The sequence below is a fragment of the Enterobacter cloacae complex sp. P47BA genome (genome assembly GCF_014930485.1).
GTDB classification, from domain to species: Bacteria; Pseudomonadota; Gammaproteobacteria; order Enterobacterales; family Enterobacteriaceae; genus Enterobacter; species Enterobacter bugandensis.
This window is the reverse complement of record NZ_JADBRF010000006.1, coordinates 155,733-178,958: the sequence shown is the minus strand read 5'-3', so window position 1 is coordinate 178,958 and position 23,226 is coordinate 155,733. Positions and strand designations below refer to the sequence as shown.

The 23,226-nt window shown below is 60.0% G+C and carries 14 protein-coding genes; 3 read left to right on the top strand and 11 right to left on the bottom strand.

The window, feature by feature from the left end; genetic code table 11:
- The first annotated feature begins 99 nt into the window (after positions 1–99).
- The gene (locus tag IM299_RS08870; RefSeq protein ID WP_193357351.1) at positions 100–996 is read left to right on the top strand and encodes a DMT family transporter; all 897 of its coding nucleotides are present in this window, start codon (positions 100–102) and stop codon (positions 994–996) included.
- Here IM299_RS08870 and narI read toward each other — a convergent pair.
- From narI to IM299_RS08845, 5 genes are all read right to left on the bottom strand, one after another.
- Complete coding sequence (narI, locus tag IM299_RS08865; protein ID WP_021240339.1) at positions 993–1,670, bottom strand: respiratory nitrate reductase subunit gamma; 678 nt, start codon at positions 1,668–1,670, stop codon at positions 993–995. The genes IM299_RS08870 and narI overlap by 4 nt on opposite strands.
- Complete coding sequence (gene narJ, locus IM299_RS08860) at positions 1,670–2,380, bottom strand: nitrate reductase molybdenum cofactor assembly chaperone (RefSeq protein WP_193357350.1); 711 nt, start codon at positions 2,378–2,380, stop codon at positions 1,670–1,672. Before narJ ends, narI begins: the two co-directional genes overlap by 1 nt.
- The gene (gene narH / locus IM299_RS08855; RefSeq protein WP_193357349.1) at positions 2,377–3,912 is read right to left on the bottom strand and encodes a nitrate reductase subunit beta; all 1,536 of its coding nucleotides are present in this window, start codon (positions 3,910–3,912) and stop codon (positions 2,377–2,379) included. Before narH ends, narJ begins: the two co-directional genes overlap by 4 nt.
- The gene (locus tag IM299_RS08850; RefSeq protein ID WP_193357348.1) at positions 3,909–7,652 is read right to left on the bottom strand and encodes a nitrate reductase subunit alpha; all 3,744 of its coding nucleotides are present in this window, start codon (positions 7,650–7,652) and stop codon (positions 3,909–3,911) included. The genes narH and IM299_RS08850 overlap by 4 nt, the downstream gene beginning before the upstream one ends.
- 382 nt (positions 7,653–8,034) lie before the next feature.
- Positions 8,035–9,432, bottom strand: coding sequence for a NarK family nitrate/nitrite MFS transporter (locus IM299_RS08845; RefSeq protein WP_047364940.1), 1,398 nt, complete (start codon positions 9,430–9,432; stop codon positions 8,035–8,037).
- 309 nt (positions 9,433–9,741) lie between these two features.
- Here IM299_RS08845 and narX point away from each other — a divergent pair, with 309 nt between their 5' ends.
- Together narX and narL are read left to right on the top strand one after the other, a co-directional pair.
- Positions 9,742–11,538 carry a nitrate/nitrite two-component system sensor histidine kinase NarX gene (narX, locus tag IM299_RS08840; protein WP_188246022.1) on the top strand — a complete coding sequence of 599 codons (1,797 nt, stop codon included), beginning with the start codon at positions 9,742–9,744 and terminating at the stop codon, positions 11,536–11,538.
- Positions 11,531–12,181, top strand: a complete 651-nt coding sequence (narL, locus tag IM299_RS08835; RefSeq protein WP_003856701.1) for a two-component system response regulator NarL — start codon at positions 11,531–11,533, stop codon at positions 12,179–12,181. Before narX ends, narL begins: the two co-directional genes overlap by 8 nt.
- A 3-nt stretch (positions 12,182–12,184) precedes the next feature.
- Here narL and IM299_RS08830 read toward each other — a convergent pair whose 3' ends face one another.
- The 6 genes from IM299_RS08830 to IM299_RS08805 form a co-directional block, all read right to left on the bottom strand.
- On the bottom strand, positions 12,185–13,591 hold the full coding sequence (locus IM299_RS08830; RefSeq protein ID WP_049138191.1) for a YchO/YchP family invasin: 1,407 nt from the start codon (positions 13,589–13,591) through the stop codon (positions 12,185–12,187).
- A gap of 75 nt (positions 13,592–13,666) precedes the next feature.
- A complete protein-coding gene (locus tag IM299_RS08825; protein WP_193357347.1) occupies positions 13,667–16,165 on the bottom strand; it encodes a nitrate reductase in 2,499 nt (832 codons plus the stop codon).
- Complete coding sequence (nirB, locus tag IM299_RS08820; RefSeq protein ID WP_193357346.1) at positions 16,162–20,148, bottom strand: nitrite reductase large subunit NirB; 3,987 nt, start codon at positions 20,146–20,148, stop codon at positions 16,162–16,164. The genes IM299_RS08825 and nirB overlap by 4 nt, the downstream gene beginning before the upstream one ends.
- Positions 20,149–20,161: 13 nt before the next feature.
- Positions 20,162–20,950, bottom strand: a complete 789-nt coding sequence (locus tag IM299_RS08815) for an ABC transporter ATP-binding protein (RefSeq protein ID WP_045630583.1) — start codon at positions 20,948–20,950, stop codon at positions 20,162–20,164.
- A gap of 9 nt (positions 20,951–20,959) precedes the next feature.
- On the bottom strand, positions 20,960–21,838 hold the full coding sequence (gene ntrB, locus IM299_RS08810; protein ID WP_028013452.1) for a nitrate ABC transporter permease: 879 nt from the start codon (positions 21,836–21,838) through the stop codon (positions 20,960–20,962).
- A 2-nt stretch (positions 21,839–21,840) separates the two neighbouring features.
- Positions 21,841–23,088 (bottom strand): CmpA/NrtA family ABC transporter substrate-binding protein, encoded by a 1,248-nt coding sequence (locus IM299_RS08805; RefSeq protein WP_193357345.1) that lies wholly within the window; start codon positions 23,086–23,088, stop codon positions 21,841–21,843.
- Between the last annotated feature and the right edge of the window lie 138 nt (positions 23,089–23,226).

Genomic DNA, 23,226 nt, shown 5'->3' with positions numbered 1-23,226 from the left:
CCTAATTTAAAAATGCAGTTAACACCTTCAACCTTATCTCATCCCTGTAAAACCCAACAGCGATTTCCGACAATAGCGTTATTAATCAGGAGGTGAATAATGCGTGATTTACATAAAGGCGTCTGGCAGATGAGTCTGGCGATGTTAATTTCCGGCTCTATCGGCGCGTTTGTTTTGCTCAGCGGTCTGCCGGTGACGGAAGTGGTGTTCTGGCGCTGCCTTATTGGGGCAATAGCGCTTTTCATTTTTATCCGGGTAAGTCAAAAGCCCTTTAGCCCCCTCACCCGCACCACGCTGCTGCTGGCGATTCTCGGCGGTGTGGCATTAGTGGTGAACTGGCTGCTGCTCTTCGCAGCCTATGAGCGGATCTCTATTGGTCTTTCGACCGTGGTCTATAACACTCAGCCGTTTATGCTGGTCCTGATGGGGATGTTTTTAGGCGAGCGCGTCAGCGTGGTGAAATGGGGCTGGCTGTTCCTCGCCTTCGGCGGCGTGGTGATACTGCTCTCCAGCGAGCTGACCGGCACCCACGACACTGAATGGCTGGCGGGTATTGGTCTGGCAATGGCCGCGGCCTTCTTCTACGCGCTGACGGCAATCATTGCGCGCAAACTGAAAACTATCGCACCGCAGCATATTGCTTTTATTCAGGTGCTGACGGGCGTCGTGATGCTTCTGCCGTTTGCCAGCCGGCCGTCATTTTCCGGTGATTTTCCCTGGCCGATCCTGCTGACGCTCGGCATCGTCCATACCGGCATTATGTACCAGCTGCTCTACAGCGCGATTCAGAAGCTACCTACCCCCATTACCGGCTCCCTGTCGTTTATCTATCCGGTGGTGGCGATCGTTGTCGATAACCTGGTGTTCGGACACTCGCTGAACCTGACGCAACTGGCGGGCGGCGCGTTGATCCTGTTTGCTGCAGCGGGCAACAACCTGGGCTGGGGCGAAAAAAAACCCCGCGAAAGCGGGGTTGGTATCAAGACGCTGAATTAGCGACGGGCACGCACAATCTGGTATTTGCGCGTCAGGTACTCCACCGGCGCGCTCCAGATATGCACCAGACGGGAGAACGGGAACAGCACAAACAGCGTCATCCCCAGCACAAGGTGAACGCGGAAGATAAACGCCACGCCGTCCAGGTGCTCAGACGCTCCGCCGTGGAAGGTCACGACGGACTGCGCCCACCCCACCAGCTTCATCATTTCACTGCCGTCCATATGCTGCGCAGAGAATGGAATAGTCAGCAGACCCAGCGCGCACTGTACCATCAGCAGGGAGAGGATCAGGATATCCGCTGCAGTGGTGGTTGCACGCACGCGCGGGCTGAACAGACGACGTTTCAGCAGCAGCAGGCCACCCACCAGGGTCATCACGCCGCAGGCACCACCAGCGATCATCGCCATCTTCTGCTTCACTTCAATCGGCAGCCATGCTTCGTACATCCAGTGCGGCGTCAGCATCCCAAGGAAGTGACCTGCAAAAATCCCCAAAATACCGATGTGGAACAGGTTAGACGCGACGTGCATCCCTTTGCGGTCCAGCATCTGGCTGGAGGCAGCACGCCAGGTGTACTGGCCGTAGTCATAGCGCAGCCAGCTTCCCACCAGGAACACGGTGCCCGCGATATACGGGTAAATGTCAAAGAAGAACATATTCAGGAAGTGCATTAGTGCCGTCCTCCGTTAGAGATATTCAAATATTGCGGGGCAACCGCGCCGGCAAAACGACGCTGGTGAGCGGAGATTTCAGACTCGCCGCAGTTCTGGTCAGCAAAGAATTTCACCTGCTCTTCTTCCCAGACCGCATCCAGCGCTTGCGGGGTATCGTCCCGGGCTTCATCCGCGATTTTCTCCGCCACTTTTTCACTGTCTACAGAGGCGTTCGCCAGCTTCACCAGCAGTTCGAACAGCACCGCATAGCGGCTCTCACGCTGCTGTAGACGCGCGCCGAGCAGCGCAAGAATCGGGGCGATATCCTGCAGACCGCCCAGCGCCTCTTCTTTCGGCAGCTGCGCCAGATACTCCAGGTACAGCGGCAGGTGGTCCGGCAGCTCGCGGCTGTCGAGCTGCAGGCCGTGCTGCTCGTACTGGGCCATCAGGTCCACCATCGCCTGACCGCGGTCGCGGGATTCCCCGTGAACGTGTTCAAACAGCAGCAGCGACGTCGCGCGCCCGCGGTCAAACAGCTGGCTGTAGTCCGCCTGCGCGTCGAGCAGATCGCGTGCCAGCAGATCGCGGAGGAAAACGCCCAGCTTCTGGGCATCCTCTTTATCCAGGTTTTCAGATGACGCGAGTGCATCAAAGAGTTCCTGTTGATGCTGCGCAAGCGCAGCATCCGGGTACTCGAGCAGACGCGAAACAATGACGAGTTCAATCATTGGTGCGGCTCCGTTTTGCTGGTCACATCCATGGCGTCGATGCGGCGGCTGTTGAACAGGTTGAATTTACTGTCTGACCCGTGGCAACCGTCGCCAAAGGTAAAGCCACACCCGCTTTTCTCCGGGAAGGCCTCGCGCGCCAGCTCGCGGTGGCTGCTTGGCACCACGAAACGATCTTCGTAGTTAGCGATTGCCAGATAGCGGTACATCTCCTGCGCCTGCGCTTCGGTCAGGCCGACCTCTTCCAGCGCGCGGGTATCGTTCACGCCGTCAACGGTTTCCGCACGTTTGAAGTGGCGCATCGCCAGCATACGTTTCAGCGCCAGCAGTACCGGCTGGGTATCACCGGCGGTCAGCAGGTTGGCCAGGTACTGAACCGGGATACGCAGGCTTTCCACGTCAGGCAGAATGCCGTTGCTGCCCAGCTCGCCCGCGTCAGCCGCAGACTGAATCGGAGACAGCGGCGGCACGTACCAGACCATCGGCAGGGTGCGGTATTCCGGGTGCAGCGGCAGGGCCAGCTTCCAGTCCATAGCCATTTTGTACACCGGAGACTGCTGCGCGGCGTCGATGAAGCTCTGCGGAATGCCGTCTTTCAGCGCCTGCTCAATCACCTTCGGATCGTTCGGATCGAGGAATACGTCCAGTTGACGCTGATAGAGATCTTTCTCATTCTCGGTGCTTGCGGCATTCTCAATCGCGTCCGCGTCGTACAGCAGCACGCCGAGGTAACGAATACGACCTACGCAGCTCTCGGAGCAGACGGTCGGCATACCGGCTTCGATACGCGGGTAGCAGAAGATGCACTTCTCAGACTTACCGCTCTTCCAGTTGAAGTAGATTTTTTTGTACGGGCAGCCGGTGATGCACATGCGCCAGCCGCGGCACTTGTCCTGGTCGATCAGTACGATGCCGTCTTCTTCACGCTTGTAGATGGCACCGCTCGGGCAGGTCGCGACGCACGCCGGGTTCAGGCAGTGTTCGCACAGGCGCGGCAGATACATCATGAAGGTGTTTTCGAACTGGCCGTACATCGCCTTCTGCATGTTCTCGAAGTTCTGGTCTTTGGCGCGCTTTTCGAACTCGCCGCCCAAAATTTCTTCCCAGTTTGGACCGCTGGTAATTTTGTCCATGCGCTGACCAGTGATCAGCGAGCGAGGACGGGCGATCGGCTGGTGTTTGCTTTCCGGCGCGTTGTGCAGGTTCTGGTAGTCGTAATCAAACGGCTCGTAATAGTCCTCAATGCCCGGCAGGTGCGGGTTAGCGAAGATTTTACCCAGCAGCATTGCGCGGTTACCCATGCGCGGCTGCAGCTTGCCGTTGATTTTGCGGATCCAGCCGCCCTTCCACTTCTCCTGGTTTTCCCAGTCGGTCGGGAAGCCGGTGCCCGGCTTACTTTCCACGTTGTTGAACCAGGCGTACTCCATACCTTCGCGGCTGGTCCAGACGTTTTTACAGGTCACTGAACAGGTGTGGCAGCCGATGCACTTATCCAGATTCAGCACCATGCCGACTTGTGAACGAATTTTCATTTTACGCTCTCCTGTACCTGGTCATTACCTTCGCCGTCTAACCAGTTAATATTCTTCATCTTACGTACCACCACGAACTCATCGCGGTTCGATCCTACGGTGCCGTAGTAGTTAAAGCCGTAGGCCAGCTGCGCATAGCCACCGATCATGTGGGTCGGCTTCGGCGTAATACGGGTCACGGAGTTGTGAATACCGCCGCGCTGCTCGGTGATCTCTGAACCCGGCAGGTTCACGATACGTTCCTGCGCGTGGTACATCATGGTCATCCCGGCCGGTACGCGCTGGCTCACCACCGCACGCGCCGTCAGGGCGCCGTTGCTGTTGAACACTTCAATCCAGTCGTTATCTTCGATACCTAAGTCTTTGGCGTCCGCTTCGCTCATCCAGACAATCGGACCACCGCGCGACAGGGTCAGCATCAGCAGGTTGTCGCTGTAGGTGGAGTGGATACCCCACTTCTGGTGCGGCGTCAGGAAGTTCAGCGCCTTCTCAGGGTTACCGTTCGATTTCGCGCCCATAACTGCGGTTACGGAGCGGGTGTCGATTGGCGGACGGTACACCAGCAGGCTTTCACCGAAGTCGCGCATCCACTGGTGGTCCTGATACAGTGACTGACGACCGGAAAGCGTGCGCCATGGGATCAGCTCGTGAACGTTGGTATAACCAGCGTTATAGGACACATGCTCATCTTCCAGACCAGACCAGGTCGGGCTGGAGATAATCTTGCGCGGCTGGGCCTGGATATCGCGGAAGCGGATTTTCTCTTCCTCTTTATTCTTCGCCAGATGCGTGTGGTCGCGACCGGTAAATTCACTCAGGGCCGCCCACGCTTTCACCGCCACGTGGCCGTTGGTTTCCGGTGCCAGGGTCAGGATCATCTCCGCCGCATCAATTGCCGTGTTGAGCATTGGCTGGCCTTTGGCCGGGCCGTCTGCTTTGGTGTAATTGAGCTTGCGCAGCAGGTCCATTTCGCTCTGGGTGTTCCAGGCGATGCCTTTGCCGCCGTTACCGATTTTCTCCATCAGCGGGCCGATGGAGGTAAAGCGCTCGTAGGTTGCCGGGTAATCACGTTCAACCGGAATGATGTGCGGCGCGGTCACGCCCGGGATCAGGTCGCATTCGCCTTTTTTCCAGTCCTTCACGTCAAGCGGCTGCGCCAGTTCGGCAGCGGAGTCGTGCTGGATTGGCAGCGTCACCACGTCGGTCTCTTTGCCCAGGTGACCTACGCAGACTTCGGAGAATTTCTTCGCGATGTCTTTGTAGATATCCCAGTCGCTTTTCGATTCCCACGCCGGGTCAACGGCGGCAGACAGCGGATGAATAAACGGATGCATGTCCGAGGTATTCATGTCGTCTTTTTCGTACCAGGTGGCGGTTGGCAGCACGATATCGGAGTACAGGCAGGTGCTGGACAGACGGAAGTCCAGCGTCACCACCAGATCCAGCTTGCCGTCCAGACCGTTGTCTTTCCACTCCACTTCTTCTGGCTTCACGCCGCCCTGCTTGCCGAGGTCTTTACCCTGAATACCGTTCTCGGTGCCCAGCAGGTATTTCAGCATGTACTCGTGACCTTTACCGGACGAGCCCAGCAGGTTGGAGCGCCAGATGAACAGGTTGCGCGGATGGTTTTTGCCGTTCTCAGGCTGTTCTGCCGCGAAGCGGATGGAGCCTTCCTTGAGCGATTTCACGGTGTAATCCACCGGCGTCATGCCCGCTTGCTTCGCCTCTTGTGCAATGCGCAGCGGGTTAGTGCCCAGCTGCGGCGCAGACGGCAGCCAGCCCATGCGTTCAGCGCGCACGTTGAAATCAATCAGGTGGCCGCTGTAGCGGGATTTATCCGCCATCGGCGACAGCAGTTCCTGCGCGGTAACCGTCTCGTAGCGCCACTGGCTGGAGTGGTTATAGAAGTAGGAGGTGCTGTTCATGTGACGCGCCGGACGCTGCCAGTCAAGGGCAAACGCCAGCGGCTGCCAGCCGGTCTGCGGACGCAGTTTTTCCTGGCCCACGTAGTGCGCCCAGCCGCCGCCGCTCTGACCGACGCAGCCGCAGAAGATCAGCATGTTGATCAGGCCGCGATAGTTCATATCGAGGTGATACCAGTGGTTCAGACCGGCACCCACGATGATCATCGAGCGACCGTGGGTCTTGTCGGCGTTTTCAGCAAACTCGCGGGCGATACGAACGATCTGCGCGCGCGGTACGCCGGTGATCTGCTCCGCCCAGGCCGGGGTGTAGGCCTTCACGTCGTCATAGCTGGTTGCGCAGTTTTCGTCGTTCAGACCGCGCTCCAGGCCGTAGTTCGCCATGGTCAGGTCATAGACGGTGGTGACCAGCGCGGTAGAACCGTCGGCCAGCTGCAGGCGTTTAACCGGCAGCTTGTGCATCAGCACGTTTTTCAGTTCAACCTTGTTGAAGTGCTCGGAACCTTCACCGCCAAAGTACGGGAAGCCAACCTCGGCGATCTCGTCCTGGCTGCCCAGCATGCTGAGGCGCAGCTCCGTCTCTTCACCGGTGGTGCTGTTGCGCTGCTCAAGGTTCCACTTGCCCTTCTCGCCCCAGCGGAAGCCGATAGAGCCGTTTGGTGCCACCAGCTCGCCGTTGCTGTTATAGGCAACGGTTTTCCACTCAGGGTTGTTTTCCTGGCCCAGCGCGTCCACCAGATCGGCGGCGCGCAGCGTGCGGCCCGCGGCATAGTAGCCCTCACGCTCTTCCAGCATTACCAGCATCGGCATGTCGGTGTAGCGACGCACGTAGTCGGTGAAGTACTGGCTCGGTTTGTCGAGGTGGAATTCGCGCAGCATGACGTGGCCCATCGCCATCGCCATCGCGGCATCGGTACCCTGTTTCGGTGCCAGCCACAGGTCGCACAGCTTGGCGATTTCCGCGTAGTCCGGGGTGACCGCAACGGTTTTGGTCCCTTTGTAGCGGACTTCGGTAAAGAAGTGCGCGTCCGGGGTACGGGTCTGCGGAACGTTAGAGCCCCAGGCGATAATGTAGCTGGAGTTGTACCAGTCGGCGGATTCCGGTACGTCGGTCTGCTCACCCCAGGTCTGCGGTGACGCTGGCGGCAGGTCACAGTACCAGTCGTAGAAGCTCAGGCAGGTCCCGCCGATAAGCGACAGGTAGCGCGCACCGGAAGCGTAAGAGACCATTGACATCGCCGGGATTGGCGAGAAGCCCGCCACGCGGTCAGGACCGTAGGTTTTTACGGTATAGACGTTAGAGGCGGCAATCAGCTCGTTCACCTCTTTCCAGGAAGAACGAACGAAACCACCGCGACCGCGCGCCTGCTTGAAGCTTTTCGCTTTGTCGGCATCTTCAATGATAGAGGCCCACGCATCAACCGGGTCGCTGTGCTGCACTTTCGCTTCACGCCACATTTTCATCAGGCGTTTGCGCATCAGCGGGTATTTCAGACGGTTGGCGCTGTAGAGATACCAGGAGTAGCTAGCCCCGCGCGGGCAGCCGCGCGGTTCATGGTTCGGCATATCCGGACGGGTGCGCGGATAGTCGGTCTGCTGCATTTCCCAGGTCACCAGACCGTTTTTAACGAAAATCTTCCAGCTACATGAGCCAGTGCAGTTTACGCCGTGGGTAGAACGGACGACTTTGTCATGCTGCCAGCGCTGGCGGTAACCGTCTTCCCAGTCCCGGTTGGTATCCAGAACCTGGCCGTGCCCATCGGCAAAAGTTTCACCCTTCTGTTTGAAGTAGCGAAACCGGTCCAAAAATTTGCTCATCGGGTATCTCCTGTATGGAGCCTGTGGCTCTCTAAATCGACATTGCTGATTTGCAGCGAAGGTAACGCCCTGAAAGAGGGGGAGAATTGATAACGATCAAGACGAAGAGGGACTGTAAAAGGAGGGGTTAGACCAAATACCACCAAAGCGGTATATTTTTAAAACGAATAAATAAATGATTTATAAAGATATTTATTATTCATCGTACAATAACCCCGGCAAAATTTAACATCTCAGGTATTAAGGGGTAGACATCCCTGCAAAGCGATGGCGATCACAGTGTTACCCGCAGATGACTGCTGCAAAAGCTTTCAGTATGTTGTAACTATTATTCAGTCGAAAAAAAACGCGGCACGAAGGCCGCGTTAACGGATAATCACACTTACTTATTTTTCTTGGTATTACGGCCATATACCAGCCACGTAATCACGACGCAGGCGATATAGAAGACGAGGAAGACTTTCATGGCGCCAGCCGGAGAGCCGGTCAGGTCAAGCGAGATGCCGAACGCTTTCGGAATAAAGAAGCCGCCAATTGCACCAATAGCCGAGATAAAGCCCAGGGCTGCAGCCGTATCCGTCGCCGCTTCACGCATGGCCTGCTCTTCGCTTCCGCCCTGCGCTTTCACGCGATCCATCGTCAGCTTGCGGAAGATCACGGAGATCATCTGGAAGGTAGAAGCACTCCCCAACCCGGCCGTCAGGAACAGCACCATAAACACGCCGAAGAAGGCAAAGAAGTTACCGCCCTGCCCGTCAGAAGGCAGCGTCAGGAACAGCAGCGCGCAGAAGACTGCCATCACAATAAAGTTCACCAGCGTAACGCGAGTCCCGCCCAGACGGTCGGAGATCATGCCGCCCAGCGAACGCGCCAGTGCGCCAATGAACGGACCGAAGAAGGCGAATTGCAGGATCTGCACGTCCGGGAACTGGGTTTTCGACAGCATGGCAAAGCCCGCTGAGAAGCCGATAAACGAACCGAAGGTAGCCAGATACAGCAGCGCCATCACCCACAGGTGTCCACGCTTCAGCACCGGAAGCTGCTCGCTCAGGGATGCTTTCGACGCGCTCAGATCGTTCATAAAGAACCACGCAGCGAGGGTGAAGACCACCAGGAACGGGACCCAAATCCAGGCCGCGTTCTGCAGGTAGAGGGAAGAACCATCCGCCTGCTCAACGCCGCCGCCACCGAAGGCGGCAAAAATAGAAACAGAGATCGCCAGCGGCGCAATCAACTGCATCACGCTTACGCCCATGTTGCCCAGACCGCCGTTAATACCCAGCGCGCCGCCCTGCTTCGCTTTCGGGAAGAAGAAGCTGATGTTCGCCATGCTGGAGGCGAAGTTAGCGCCGGCGAAACCGCACAGCAGGGAGATAATCACGAACACGCTGAACGGTGTGGAGGTATCCTGCACCGCGAAGCCTAGCCACACGCAAGGGACGATCATGATGCCCGTACTGAACGCCGTCCAGCGACGGCCACCGAATACCGGGACCATAAACGCGTAAGGGACACGCAGCAGCGCGCCAGACAGCGACGGCAATGCGGTAAGCATAAACAGCTGATCGGTCGTGAACGTAAACCCTACTTTCGGCAGGTTTACCGCGACCGCGCTAAACAACATCCATACGCAAAACGCTAAAAGCAGACACGGAACGGAAATCCACAGATTCCGGCTTGCTACACGATGGCCGCGCTGTTGCCAGAACGCCGGATCCTCTGGACGCCAGTCTGTAATAACGGCACCATTTTCCCTTTCGGGAGCGGATGAGTGACTCATAGACACCTCTGATTCTCGAATGATGCTGCAAACATTAGGGTTTTAGGGCGGCGGTAAGTTGATATAAATCAAAGGAAAAGTGCGGGGATTTGCGGCGCAAAAAAAGGGGTTATCCTTAGTGAGTAGGATAATTCGGTAAAAAAGACGTGGTTTTTCACTGCACTGAAGGTTCCTTGCTACCACCGCTTCTTCACCTATACTCCGTTGGCAATTTAGGGGTAATCCTTTATTGGTATGGGTATACTCCAGGGTATGCACCAGAATAGCGCCATTCCTGCAAGCAGGCCACGTCAGGAGCCCGGCAACTCTATGTTAAAAAGATGTTTATCACCGCTGACTCTCGTCAATCAGCTAGCCCTGATTGTTTTGCTGTCTACCGCCCTTGGCGTGGCCGGCATGGCGATTTCCGGCTGGCTGGTACAAGGGGTACAGGGTAATGCACATGCCATCAACGAGGCAGGTTCTCTACGCATGCAGAGTTATCGTCTGCTGGCGTCGGTCCCCCTGACGCAGGACGATCGGCGCTTAATTGATGAAATGGAGCGCACGGCCTTCAGCCCCGAACTGGAAAACGCCGCCATCCGCGCCGGCCAGCAGTCCCAGCTTAAAGCCCTGCAGGGCTACTGGCACACCCAGCTGGAACCCGGTCTGAAACAGGCGCGCAGCACCGAAACCGTTGCGCAGGACGTAGCGGGTTTCGTCTCCCGCATTGACGCGCTGGTCTCCTCTTTCGACCAAACCACCGAATTACGCATCGACCGGGTGGTAATGGTACACCGTGCCATGGCGCTGTTTATGGGCCTGCTGCTGATCTTCACCATTATCTGGCTCCGGGCGCGGCTGCTGAATCCCTGGAAACAGCTGCTGGCGATGGCGCGCGCCGTAACGAACAGAGATTTTACCCAGCGCACGCACATCAGCGGCCGCAACGAGATGGCCATGCTCGGCCAGGCGCTGAACACCATGTCGGCGGAGCTCTCCGAAAGCTACGCGGTGCTGGAGCAGCGCGTGCAGGAAAAAACCGCCGGGCTGGAGCAGAAAAATGAGATCCTCTCCTTCCTGTGGCAAGCCAACCGTCGGCTGCACATGCAAGTGCCGCTATGTGAACGCCTTTCGCCGGTGCTGAACGGCCTGCAAAATCTGACCCTGCTGCATGACCTGGAGCTGCGGGTTTACGATGTGGAAGATGAAGATAATCATCAGGAGTTTACCTGTCAGTCCGACATGTCCTGCGATGATAAAGGCTGCCACCTGTGCCCACGCGGCCTGCCGCTGCAGGCTTCTGGCGGCACTACCCTTAAGTGGCGGCTGACGGACAGCCACACCCAGTACGGTATTCTGCTGGCCACCCTGCCAGCCGGACGCCATCTGAGCCACGACCAGCAGCAGCTGGTGGACACCCTGGTTGAACAGCTAACGGCCACGCTGGCGCTCGACAGGCACCAGGAAAAACAGCAGCAGCTGATCGTCATGGAAGAGCGCGCGACCATCGCCCGCGAGCTCCACGACTCTATCGCACAGTCGCTCTCCTGTATGAAAATGCAGGTGAGCTGCCTGCAGATGCAGGACGCGGAAATGCCGGAAAGCAACAAACAGCTGCTGAGCCAGATCCGCAACGAGCTGAACACCTCCTGGGTACAGCTGCGCGAGCTGCTGACCACCTTCCGCCTGCAGCTGACCGAGCCGGGGCTGCGCCCGGCGCTGGAATCCAGCTGCCAGGAATTTAGCGCCCGGCTTGGCTTCCCGGTGAAGCTGGATTACCAGCTGCCGCCGCGGTTTGTCCCCTCCCATCAGGCCATCCATCTACTGCAGATCGCCCGCGAAGCGCTGAGCAACGTGCTTAAACACGCTGAAGCAACGGCGGTCACGGTCACCGTCAGCCAGCACGCTAACCAGGTCAGGCTGACGGTTCACGACAACGGTCGCGGCGTGCCGGAAAATGCCGAACGCACTAACCACTATGGTTTAATCATTATGCGAGACCGCGCCCAAAGCCTGCGCGGTGATTGCCAGGTTCGACGGAGAGAGACGGGTGGCACGGAAGTTGTGGTCACCTTTATTCCCGAAAAACCGCTTACAACTGCTCAAGGAGAAACCCATGACTAATCAGGAACCGGCATCCATCCTGTTGATCGACGACCATCCGATGCTGCGTACTGGCGTAAAACAGCTGGTCAGCATGGCACCCGACATTACCGTGGTGGGCGAAGCCAGCAACGGTGAACAGGGTATTGAGCTGGCCGAATCCCTCGATCCGGATCTGATCCTGCTCGATCTCAACATGCCCGGCATGAACGGTCTGGAAACCCTCGACAAGTTACGCGAGAAATCCCTTTCCGGTCGCGTGGTGGTCTTTAGCGTCTCCAACCACGAAGAGGATGTGGTCACGGCGCTGAAGCGCGGCGCGGATGGCTATCTGCTGAAGGATATGGAGCCGGAAGACCTGCTGAAGGCGCTGCAGCAGGCCGCCGCAGGCGAGATGGTGCTGAGCGAGGCCCTGACGCCGGTGCTGGCCGCCAGCCTGCGGGCGAACCGCGCCACCTCTGACCGCGACGTCAGCCAGTTAACGCCGCGCGAACGCGATATTCTGAAGCTGATTGCCCAGGGCCTGCCGAACAAAATGATCGCCCGCCGCCTGGATATCACCGAAAGCACGGTTAAAGTGCACGTGAAGCATATGCTCAAGAAAATGAAGCTAAAATCCCGCGTTGAAGCCGCGGTGTGGGTCCATCAGGAACGTATTTTTTAAGCATTACTCATCCGGCAGCAGCTTCCAGCGCGGGTCGTCGTCAGGTAATGCGACCAGCGGCTGCACCACAGCGAGCGTGATCTCATTGGATGAGACGCGCTGGCCCTTCGCATCTTCCACCACCGCCGAGAGATGCCAGCGGTTTGTCGCCCCTTCAGCGTCATTCCAGGCAGGCATGATCACGCTCCAGCCGTCGGTGCTGTCACTTTTCCCCGGGGACGTCAGGCTCAATGCCTGGGTATCACCCTGCCAGTGGATCTGACGAATACCGTGAGTGCTGCGAACCTGCAGCTTTAGCATGACGGTTTCGCCCCCTTTGAGATCCCACGGCGGGGTTGCCAGCCAGACGGAGAGCGTTTTACGCTGGCGGAACTCCATCACCGGCAGGCTGTTACGCTCCGGCGAGTCATAGCGGCTTCCGCGCAGGGATCGCGTGGCCGCGACCTCTCCGGCGGAGAGCTGCTTAACCAGCGGCACGCCGAAGCGATAGTTGAGCTTCAGCCCGAGGTTATTCTGGCTCTCTCCGCTTTCGCCCTGCTTATGCCCGGCGGTCAGCGTCACCAGCGGCACGGGGGTATAGTTAAGCCCGAGATTGACCGCCACTGGGTTATGATACCCGGTTCCGCTGTTGAAGAGATCAACGTTGTCGCCAAAATATTGCTCAAAGCTGACGCTGGTGTTCAGGTGATGAAACCACGGCAGCCAGGCTTTGGCGGTCACGTCATATCCCCGCGCCATGCGCTGCTCCTGGACGTCAGAGCTGTCGCGCCAGCCGGCAAAAGGCTGATAATAGTTAGCCGACAGGCGCAGATTTTCTCCCCATACCTCCGCGCCGAGCCCGGCACGCTGCAGGTTCTCATCCAGCAGGTTATCGTAAAAGGTGTTGTAGCCCAGCAGCCATTTTCCGGCCACCCAGCGCTGGCCGATTCCGGCGTTACTGACCAGGCCATCCGTCTGCTGCGTCAGGCCGAGCTGGCTCCAGCTCAGGTAACGGTTGTTATCGTTCCAGGGGATAAACCAGCTCCCGCTGCTGCCGTTGAATTTCCCGTCGTTATCCACCAGCAAATTGACGCTGGCATTCCCCCAGGGCGACAGCAAGGATTCAATCTGCTGGTTCACCTCGCCGCTCACCGCGTCGCGCACCTGACCAAAGGCAAACTGCCGCGCCTGCTCGCCCGTAGTCAGGCCGTTGTCGGTCATACTGGCTTCACCAAAGGCTTTCGCCATTTCGGCGAGATGCTTTTCCCCCTCCCCGGTGGGGGCTGCCATACCGAGATCGGGGAGATTATCCCCGTTATTATCAAAGGGATTTTGTGCCTGCTGGATAAAGGAATTCGGCGCACCGTGAACGGCTCCGGCAGTAACGAGGGAGAGTAAAACCAGCGTTCGGAAAGGGGGAGAAACAGTCATCAATGTCGTAAGAATTACCCGGTGCTTACGTAAGAACACCAGGTACCTTAACGTGATTTCTCCCTCTTTGCAGCTTTACGGGGAATTTTCCGGAATTTCCTGAAACATTGTTTTGAGCTCAGGCACGCACGAACCGCAGTTCGTGCCGCACCGTAGCGTCGCCCCCAGCGCGATAACGGAACCGCAACCTCCGGCAATCGCCTCCCGTATCGCGTTTTCTCCAACGCTGAAACAGCTGCAGATGATGGGCCCCGGATCTGTAACCTTCCCCACGCCCTGCCCGTTCAGCAGCGCATGGCGCTCAGCGGGCGTCGAGGGTGGTGACTGAAAAGCGGCTTCTATCACCGGGTGCGCCAGATCGGGCAAGGCGGTGCCTTCCCAAAAACCCAGCATCAGATGGCCGTTATGCCAGGCCAGCACGCTGCTGCGTTCTCCTGTTTGCGCAACCTGCAGCTGCCAGCCCCGGCCGCTGGCATAGTCCATGACCCACGACAGCAGCGGCTTTTCACCCGCTATCGTCATTCGCGAGGCTTTACGCCACCAGTGAACCGAAGAGGGGATTTCCGGCCATTCCCGGGCATAGAGCTCCCCCTGCCAGGCGGGCTGCCAGGGCATGATTCTGACGGCGGTTTGCTTACTCTCCGGCTGCCCGGAAGCCGGATCTATGCGCCCTTCCACCAGCGCGTTAACCTTTCCCTGGCGGGCAAACTCAGCGTTCCAGTGCATCGGAGCAAACGCTTCGCCTTCCCGTATTCCGTCGTTGATTCGTACTCTGGCCACCATCACGCCGCGCGGCGAGCCGATCCGCGCCAGCTGGCCGTCGCACAGTGAAAACCGAATGGCGTCTGCGGCGCAGACCTCAACAAACGGCTCCGCGATATGCTGCATCAGCCGGGGCACGTATCCCGTACGGGTCATGGTGTGCCACTGGTCGCGGATACGGCCAGTGTTGAGGATCGCCGGGTATAGCGCGGTAGCCGTCGCGCCATGCGGCAGCGGATCGACAGGCACTACGTTTCGGCGCGGTAAATTCCCCGTCGGCCACTGGTACGGCTCAAGCGTCTCCCACGCTTCACGGGTTAACCCCGCCAGTTCCTGAAGGTTCAACGCCCGCGCGCCGTCATTTTCAAACGCCGTCAGCGCCGCATGTTCGCAAAAAATCTCCTGCGGATGTTGCCAGGCAAAGGCCTCGCCGTAGCCCAGCCGTTTTGCAATCTGAGCCACGATCCACCAGTCCGGCTTCGCCTCACCCGGCGCGGGCAGAAACGCGCGCTGGCGCGAAATGCGCCGCTCGGAATTGGTCACCGTGCCGTCCTTCTCCCCCCAGCCCAGCGCCGGAAAACGGATATGGGCGAACCGGCTGGTGTCGGTATCTTTCATCACCTCAGAGACAATCACCAGCGGACAGGCCGCCAGCGCCTGACACACCGCGTGGCTGTCCGGCAGCGACACGGCAGGATTGGTGCCCATGATCCACACCGCCTTCACCTCGCCGCGGGCGATGGCGTCAAACAGTTCCACCGCCATCAGCCCCGGCGTCTGCGCCAGCCGTTCCGTTCCCCAGAAACGCGCCACCCGCGAAAGATCGTCCGGCTCGAAGCTCATATGCGCCGCCAGCTGGTTCGCCAGCCCGCCTACTTCCCGGCCGCCCATGGCGTTTGGCTGTCCGGTCAGAGAAAACGGGCCGCAGCCCGGACGGTTGAACTTCCCGCTGGCAAGATGCACGTTAATGATGGCGCTGCACTTGTCGCTGCCGCTGGAGGACTGGTTGATCCCCATGGTGTAGAGCGTTATCGCGCGAGGCGCGGTAACAAACCAGTCGTAAAAGGTAACAATGTCCTCTGCCGGAAGGTCGCAAAACGCCGCCACGCGGGCAATCGGCCAATCATCAGTGCCCTGGATCAGATTGAGCAACCCCACAAACAGCCCGGCGTCGCTGCCGGGTTTAAGCGCCAGATGCAGGTCGGCAATATCGCAGGTAGCGGTTTTACGCGGGTCAATCACCACCACCTTCATCTGCGGGTTGTTGTGCTTTGCCTGCACCAGGCGCTGATAGAGCACCGGATGTGTCCAGGCCGCGTTCGAGCCAGCCAGCACCACCAGGTCGCTGTTTTCAACATCCTCGTAGCTGCACGGCACCACGTCTTCGCCAAAGGCGCGCCTGTAGCCCACCACCGCCGAGGACATGCAGAGCCGGGAGTTGGTATCGATGTTCGCCGCGCCGATAAACCCTTTCATCAGCTTGTTGGCGGCATAGTAGTCCTCGGTTAATAGCTGGCCGGAGGCGTAAAACGCCACCGCCCGTGGCCCCCATGTGTCGATGATCTCCCGCAGTCGCTCGCCCGCCGCGTTCAGCGCCTGGGACCAGTCCACCTCAAGTCCATCGACAACGGGGTACAGCAATCGCCCCTGCAAACCCGTCGTCTCCCCCAGGGCCGATCCTTTCACGCACAGGCGGCCAAAGTTTGCAGGGTGGGTGTCGTCCCCCCGAACGCTGACCGCTCCATCCTCCACACTGGCGATCACGCCGCAGCCGACCCCGCAGTAGGGGCACGTTGTCCTGGTTTCCGTCATGAGGCCTCCGCGCGCATCACCAGCTCTTCGTTGCCGACCCACACCTTGCCATTTTCAATTTTGACCGGCCAGGCGCGCACCGCGGGTTCGCCACTCTCCACCTGACAGCCGTCGCGCAAGCGAATGCGCTGCTTGTAGAGCGGAGAAATAACCACCGGTTCACCCGCCGCATCGCCGAGGATGCCGCGTGACAGCACATTCGCACTGCTGCCCGGCTCCAGGTCGTCCAGGGCATAAACAGTTTGACCAAAGCGGAACAGCGCGATCGGTTTACGGCCAAGACGCGCGCCAATGCCCGCCTGCTCCGGGATATCGTCAATGCCGCAGATTTCCTGCCAGCGCTTGCTTTCGTCCGACGGCGCGACGTTCACCGCGGTGCGGAACAGCGCCAGGCGGTCAGGATCGCTGAGCGTGGTTTGCCATTCGCACTGGTACGTCTCGACTACCCGGGCCATCTCCTGCTCCAGCTCGTGGGCGATGCCCAGGCTGTCGTTGAGGATCACCTCACGCAGATAGTCGAGGCCGCCCTCCAGGTTGTCCATCCAGGTGCTGGTGCGCTGCAGGCGATCCGCCGTGCGGATGTAGAACATCAGGAAACGGTCGACGGTGCGGATCAGCGTTTCGTCATCCAGATCGCTGGCGAAGAGATCCGCATGGCGAGGCTTCATCCCGCCGTTGCCGCACAGATAGAGGTTCCAGCCTTTGTCCGTGGCAATCACCCCCACGTCCTTGCTCTGCGCCTCCGCGCACTCGCGGGTGCAGCCGGAAACGGCCATTTTGATTTTGTGCGGGGCACGCAGGCCCTTGTAGCGGTGCTCCAGCCTGACCGCGAGACCAGTGGAATCCTGCACGCCGTAGCGGCACCAGGTCGACCCGACGCAGGATTTCACCGTGCGCAGGGATTTCCCGTAAGCGTGCCCGGTTTCAAACCCGGCCTCCACCAGCGCCTGCCAGATCTCAGGCAGCTGTTCCAGGGTGGCGCCAAACAGGTCGATACGCTGCCCGCCGGTGATTTTGCTGTACAGGCCGTAGCGTTTCGCAATCTGGCCGATGGCGATCAGCCCGTCGGCGGTCACTTCTCCTGCGGGCATGCGCGGCACGATGGAATACGTCCCGTCCTTCTGAATATTGGCGAAGTAGCGGTCGTTGGTGTCCTGCAATGGCAGATGCGCCGGCTTCAGCAGGTATTCGTTCCAGCAGGAGGCCAGCACGGACCCCACCAGCGGCTTACATATTTCGCACCCGTGCCCCTGACCGTAGCGGCTGATGAGCTGGTCAAAGGTGCGGATATGGTTGACGCGCACCAGATGGTAAATCTCCTGGCGCGAGTACGGGAAGTGTTCGCAGATGTCCTTTTTCACCTCCACGCCCTGCTCGGCAAGCTGGAACTCCATCACCTGCTTCACCAGCGCGCTGCAGCCCCCGCAGCCGGTCGCCGCTTTGGTGCACTGCTTAACGGCGCCGATATCCGCTGCGCCCGCGCTCACCGCCCGGCAGATATCGCCTTTGCTGACGTTATGACACGAACAGATCTGCGCGCTTTCCGGCAGCGCCGCCACGCCCAGCGCTTTTGGCGCGCTGCCTGACAATGCGGGTAGTATCAGCGTTTCCGGCTCTTTCGGCAGGCTGATGCCGTTAAGCATCATCTGCACCAGCGTGGCGTATTCGCTGGCATCGCCCACCAGCACGCCGCCGAGCAGCGTTTTTCCGTCGTGGCTGACCACGATTTTCTTGTAGATTTGCTGCGGGCCGTGCGTCCACTGGTAGCTTAGCGCCCCCGGCGTGCGCCCGTGAGCATCGCCAAACGACGCCACGTCCACGCCGAGCAGCTTGAGCTTAGTGCTCATATCTGCCCCGGTGAAGGTCTTATCTTCGCCCGCGAGCGCGGCGGCGGCCACGCGCGCCATCTGGTAGCCCGGCGCCACCAGGCCAAAGATTTTCCCCTCCCACAGGGCGCATTCACCGATGGCAAACACGTTCGAATCGGAGGTCCGGCAGGCGTCATCAATGCAGATCCCGCCGCGCTCGCCGACAGCCAGCCCGCTGCTGCGCGCCAGCGCGTCCTGAGGACGAATACCGGCAGAGAAGACTACCATGTCCGTTTCCAGCTGTTCACCGTCGGCGAAGCGCAGCACCAGCCCGTTGTCCGTCGCAGCAATTTCCGTGGTGGCTTTACTGGTGTGAACGCCAACGCCCAGCGCCTCGATTTTCCTGCGCAGCATCGCCGCACCGTCATTATCAAGCTGCACCGCCATCAGATTGGGCGCAAACTCCACCACGTGCGTTTCCAGCCCGAGTTGCTTGAGGGCATTCGCCGCCTCCAGCCCGAGCAGGCCGCCGCCAATCACCACGCCACGACGCGAGCCCGCCGCGTGGGCCGCTATGTTGTCCAGGTCGTCAAGGGTGCGGTAGACAAAGCAGCCCGGCAGATCGTTGCCCGGTACCGGCGGTACGAACGGGTATGAGCCGGTCGCCAGCACCAGCTTGTCCCAGTGGGTCTCATGCCCGCTGGCGGTACGCACCACGCGCGCGTCGCGATCGATAGCGACGATCTGCTGCGAGAGGCGCAGCTCAATGCCGTTATCGGTAAAGAACTCCCCCTCCACCAGCGAGAGCGACGCCGCGCTTCGGCCGCCAAAGTATTCCGACAGATGCACGCGGTCATAGGCGGCATAGCGCTCCTCACCAAAGACAACGATCTGATACTGCTGATGCAGATTGCGGTTAACGCAGTCTTCGAGAAAATGATGGCCGACCATACCGTGCCCAACCACCACCAGAGTAGGTTTTGTCATAGCGTTCTGTCCTGCAACCTGCGGTTGCGTAGTGAAACGATCGAACAGCCAGTCCGCGCGTGCGGGCGCAGCCGTTGCCAGTAAATCGGTAAATGTTGCCGCGCTGCGGCAGTCGCCCATCAGCAGCACGCCAGCCAGCGCACCCTGATGGATCAGTAACCGACGATAGTGACGGGTTAGCGGATCCCAGGAACTCCAGACCACATCATCCTCCTGCACCGCCGTGCGCCCGAGGCTGAACAGCTCCACGCCGGTCACCTTGAGGCGCACGCCGTTGTCGGTGAGGGCAAACGGCGCGGCTGTGTCGCCCGCCAGCCGCGCGGCGAGAATATCCGCCTGCGTCATACAGGGGGCGACCAGGCCAAAGGTCTGGCCGTCAATTTCGCAGCACTCGCCAATGGCGTAGATACTTGGTACGGAGGTCCGCATCTGGCTATCCACCACGATGCCGCGCGCGCAGCGAACACCGCTGGCCTGCGCCAGTGCGACGTTGGGCTGCACGCCTGTCGCCAGCACCACGCGCGCGGCGGCGACGCGGCGTCCGTTGAGCAGCGTCACGCTATTCCCGTTAATCCCCGCGATGCCGGAGGCGAGTTCAGAGCGCACGCCCCGCGCCGCCAGCGCCTCTTCAAGCAGTACGCCCGCCTGCTGGTCCAGCTGCTGCTCCATCAGCCACGGGCCGCGATGAACGAGCGTGACGTTGTCACCTGAACGAGCCAGCGCTGCCGCCGTCTCTACGCCGAGCACGCCGCCCCCCAGCACCACCGCCGGACCGGCGATCGCCTGAATGGCGCGGGTATCCTCCAGGGTACGGAACGTGAAAACGTGCGGCGCATCGCCCCCAGGAATCGGCGGCACAAACGGCGTTGACCCGGTGGCAAATACCAGCGCATCCCAGCCCAGCGTGCGGGTGGTGGTTTGCACTTCCCGCGCGTCCACGTTCACGGCGAGTGCCTTTTCGCCCCGCAGCACCGTCACGCCGCGCTCCTGGTACCATTGGTCATCCTGAAGGCAGATGCCCGCAGCCGTTTTTTCACCCCCCAGCACCGGCGAAAGCTGGATGCGGTTATAGGCATGCTCCGGCTCGTCACCGATGACGGTGATAGCGAACCGACCGGAAGCTCGCCCGGTGAGCGAAGCAATCAGCCGGGTTGCCGCCATGCCATTCCCGATAATGACCAGTCGCATCAACGCCCCCTCGTTACGCCGCTTTCGGCTGTTTTTCGTAGAGGAAATGGAGGATCTGCTGGCGCATGTGGTGATAGCGGCTGTCGTCCGCCAGCTGCACCCGGTTGCGCGGGCGCGGCAGGTCAACGCGCAGGATCTCCCCGACGGTGGCCGCCGGGCCGTTGGTCATCATCAGCACGCGATCGGAGAGCAGCACCGCCTCGTCCACGTCGTGGGTAATGAGCACGATGGTGGTGTTCAGCGCCTGCTGGATCTGCATCACCGAGTCCTGCAGATGGGCGCGCGTCAGCGCATCCAGCGCGCCGAACGGCTCATCCATCAGCAATACTTTCGGCTTCATCGCCAGCGCGCGGGCAATCCCGACGCGCTGCTTCATGCCGCCGGAGATCTCCCCCGGACGCTTGTGCAGCGCGTGGCCCATCTGCACGCGGTCGAGGTTGTGCTCGATCCACTCTTTGCGCTCGGCCTTGCTCATGGTGTGACGGAACACCTGATCCACCGCCAGCGCCACGTTGTCGAAGCAGGTCAGCCACGGCAGCAGAGAATGGTTCTGGAACACCACCGCGCGCTCGGGCCCCGGCCCGGCGATTTCGCGGTTGTCGCAAATCAGCCCGCCTTCCGTCGGCAGCGCGATCCCGGCGATGAGGTTAAGCAGCGTCGACTTGCCGCAGCCGGAGTGGCCGATAAGACTCACGGTTTCGCCCTCGTGGATATCAAAAGAGACGTTCTGCAGCGCCAGAAACTCGCCGCTGGCGGTGGAAAAACGCTGGCTCACGGCCTGGACCTGAATTAATGGTTTCATGTTCGCTCCTTATTTTTCCTGCCAGCTAAAGCGACGGGCGATCAGCATCAGCCCCTGCTCCAGCAGCAACCCGACCACGCCGATGATGACGATGGCGATCAGAATGTTTTCGACGTTGAGGTTGTTCCACTCGTTCCAGATCCAGAAGCCGATACCCAGCCCCCCGGTGAGCATCTCGGCGGCGACAATCACCAGCCAGGCGATGCCGATGGAGAGGCGCACCCCGGTCAGCACAGCGGGTAGCACAGCCGGGAAGAGTATGCGGCGCATGATCGTCCACTCGGAAAGCTGCAATACGCGGGCGACGTTGAGGTAGTCCTGCGGAATGCGGCGCACGCCTTCGGCGGTGTTGATCACCATCGGCCAGATAGAGCAGATGAAAATGGTCCAGCTCGACGCGGGCTCCGCTTTCTGGAACAGCAGCAGGCCGATGGGCAGCCAGGCCAGCGGGCTGACCGGGCGCAGAAGCGCAATCAGCGGATTGAACATGCGCGAGAAAAAGGTGAAGCGGCCAATCAAAAAGCCCAGCGGAATACCCGCCAGCGCTGCCAGGCCAAAACCGATGGCGACGCGCTGCAGTGAAGCAAGCACGTTCCAGCCAATGCCCATATCGTTAGGCCCGTCGCGATAAAACGGGTCGGCAAACAGGGTAATGGCGGAATCAAGGGTGCTGAGCGGCGTCGGGAAGCCTTTGCTGTTTATCGCCGCCAGCTGCCAGAGCACCACCAGCAGCCCAAGGCCGAGTAGCGCCGGAATAACGCGCTGGAAAAAGTCGTTCATCCGGCGCGCTAACGCGGGCGGGCGGCGGCGAACCTGTACCGGAGGCAGGACAATCACTTCCCCGCTCTCTGGCGTCTCTTGTGGTTTCGTGTTTTGCAGATGCGGCATAATCAGGCCCCTTTACGGTGAATGGCGAAACGGCTGGCGTACCCTTCCGGATCGGTGCCGTTCCAGACGGTGCCGTCCATCAGCGTGCTGCTGCGGAATGGTGATGACGGCGTGGACACGCCCCCGACGGCGGTGGCGGCATCCTGCCAGACCGCGGTCTGGTTGATGTGCTGCGCGATGCCCGCGTAGTCCGGCGCGGCTTTGAGCAAGCCCCAGCGGCGGAACTGGGTTAAGAACCACATGCCGTCGGAGAGATACGGGTAGCTCACAGCCCCCTCGTTGAAGAAGCGGATCGGGTGCGCGTCCTGCCAGCGCTGGCCCAGGCCGTTGTCGTACTCGCCGAGCATGCGCCCGGTGAGATACTGTTCTTTGCAGTTGAGCCACGCCCGGCGAGAGAGGACCTGCGCGGTTTCGCGTTTGTTTTCCGGGGACGCCTCGATCCAGAGCGCGGCCTCCAGCACCGCGCTCACCAGCGCCCGGGCGGTGTGCGGGTTTTTCTCCACCCAGTCGCGGCGCGTACCGAGGATCTTTTCCGGATGATCGGCCCAGATGGACTGCGACGTGGCGGCGGTAAAGCCGATACGGTCGTTAATCGCCCGCGCGTTCCACGGCTCGCCGACGCAGAAGCCCACCATGTTGCCGATGCGCATGTTCATCACCATCTGCGGCGGCGGCACCACCACCGTGCGCACGTCGTCAAAGGGGTTAATGCCCGCGCTGGCCAGCCAGTAGTAAAGCCACATGGCATGCGTCCCGGTCGGGAAGGTGTGCGCGAAGGTGTAGGTTCCCGGCGCCTGCTGCCCGATCAGCGTTTTCAGCCCGTCGAGATCGCGAACGCCCTTCTCCGCCAGATCGCTTGAAAGCGTGATGGCCTGGCCGTTCTGATTGAGCGTCATCAGGTTCGCCATCTGCTGCGGCTTGCCGGCGATGCCGAGCTCCAGCCCGTACAGCAGACCGTAAAGAATGTGTGCAGCGTCCAGTTCTCCCGCCACCAGCTTGTCGCGCACCGCCGCCCAGCTCGCCTCTTTGGTGGGAACGATGGTGATACCGTATTTTTTATCAAAGCCTTTTAACGCTGCGATAACCACCGGCGCGCAGTCGGTCAGCGGGATAAACCCGACGCGCACCGTCTCCTGTTCCGGTTTATCTGAGCCAGCCGCCCAGGCAGCCTGCATAACACCCGGTAACAGCGCTGCGCCACTCGCCAGCATGCTGGCCTGCAAAAATCGCCGTCTCGACAAATCCGCCATAACCGCTCCCGAAAAAAAGCCAAAAAAAAGCGCCCGCCGTGCCGAAGCACCGCTGGACGCCTTTATCCCGAAGACAAATGCACCGCCGTTGGCGCACCGTCAAAAATGGTTAATTAAATAATGCAAAGCCAGTGCCAG

Bases quoted from the DNA above. Each gene is read 5' to 3' on its own strand.
- IM299_RS08815 (WP_045630583.1), bottom strand. From the start codon at position 20,950: ATGAAACCATTAATTCAGGTCCAGGCCGTGAGCCAGCGTTTTTCCACC.
- narX (WP_188246022.1), top strand. From the start codon at position 9,742: ATGTTAAAAAGATGTTTATCACCGCTGACTCTCGTCAATCAGCTAGCC.
- ntrB (WP_028013452.1), bottom strand. From the start codon at position 21,838: ATGCCGCATCTGCAAAACACGAAACCACAAGAGACGCCAGAGAGCGGG.
- IM299_RS08805 (WP_193357345.1), bottom strand. From the start codon at position 23,088: ATGGCGGATTTGTCGAGACGGCGATTTTTGCAGGCCAGCATGCTGGCG.
- IM299_RS08850 (WP_193357348.1), bottom strand. From the start codon at position 7,652: ATGAGCAAATTTTTGGACCGGTTTCGCTACTTCAAACAGAAGGGTGAA.
- IM299_RS08845 (WP_047364940.1), bottom strand. From the start codon at position 9,432: ATGAGTCACTCATCCGCTCCCGAAAGGGAAAATGGTGCCGTTATTACA.
- narL (WP_003856701.1), top strand. From the start codon at position 11,531: ATGACTAATCAGGAACCGGCATCCATCCTGTTGATCGACGACCATCCG.
- narH (WP_193357349.1), bottom strand. From the start codon at position 3,912: ATGAAAATTCGTTCACAAGTCGGCATGGTGCTGAATCTGGATAAGTGC.
- nirB (WP_193357346.1), bottom strand. From the start codon at position 20,148: ATGCGACTGGTCATTATCGGGAATGGCATGGCGGCAACCCGGCTGATT.
- narI (WP_021240339.1), bottom strand. From the start codon at position 1,670: ATGCACTTCCTGAATATGTTCTTCTTTGACATTTACCCGTATATCGCG.
- IM299_RS08825 (WP_193357347.1), bottom strand. From the start codon at position 16,165: ATGACGGAAACCAGGACAACGTGCCCCTACTGCGGGGTCGGCTGCGGC.
- IM299_RS08830 (WP_049138191.1), bottom strand. From the start codon at position 13,591: ATGACTGTTTCTCCCCCTTTCCGAACGCTGGTTTTACTCTCCCTCGTT.
- IM299_RS08870 (WP_193357351.1), top strand. From the start codon at position 100: ATGCGTGATTTACATAAAGGCGTCTGGCAGATGAGTCTGGCGATGTTA.
- narJ (WP_193357350.1), bottom strand. From the start codon at position 2,380: ATGATTGAACTCGTCATTGTTTCGCGTCTGCTCGAGTACCCGGATGCT.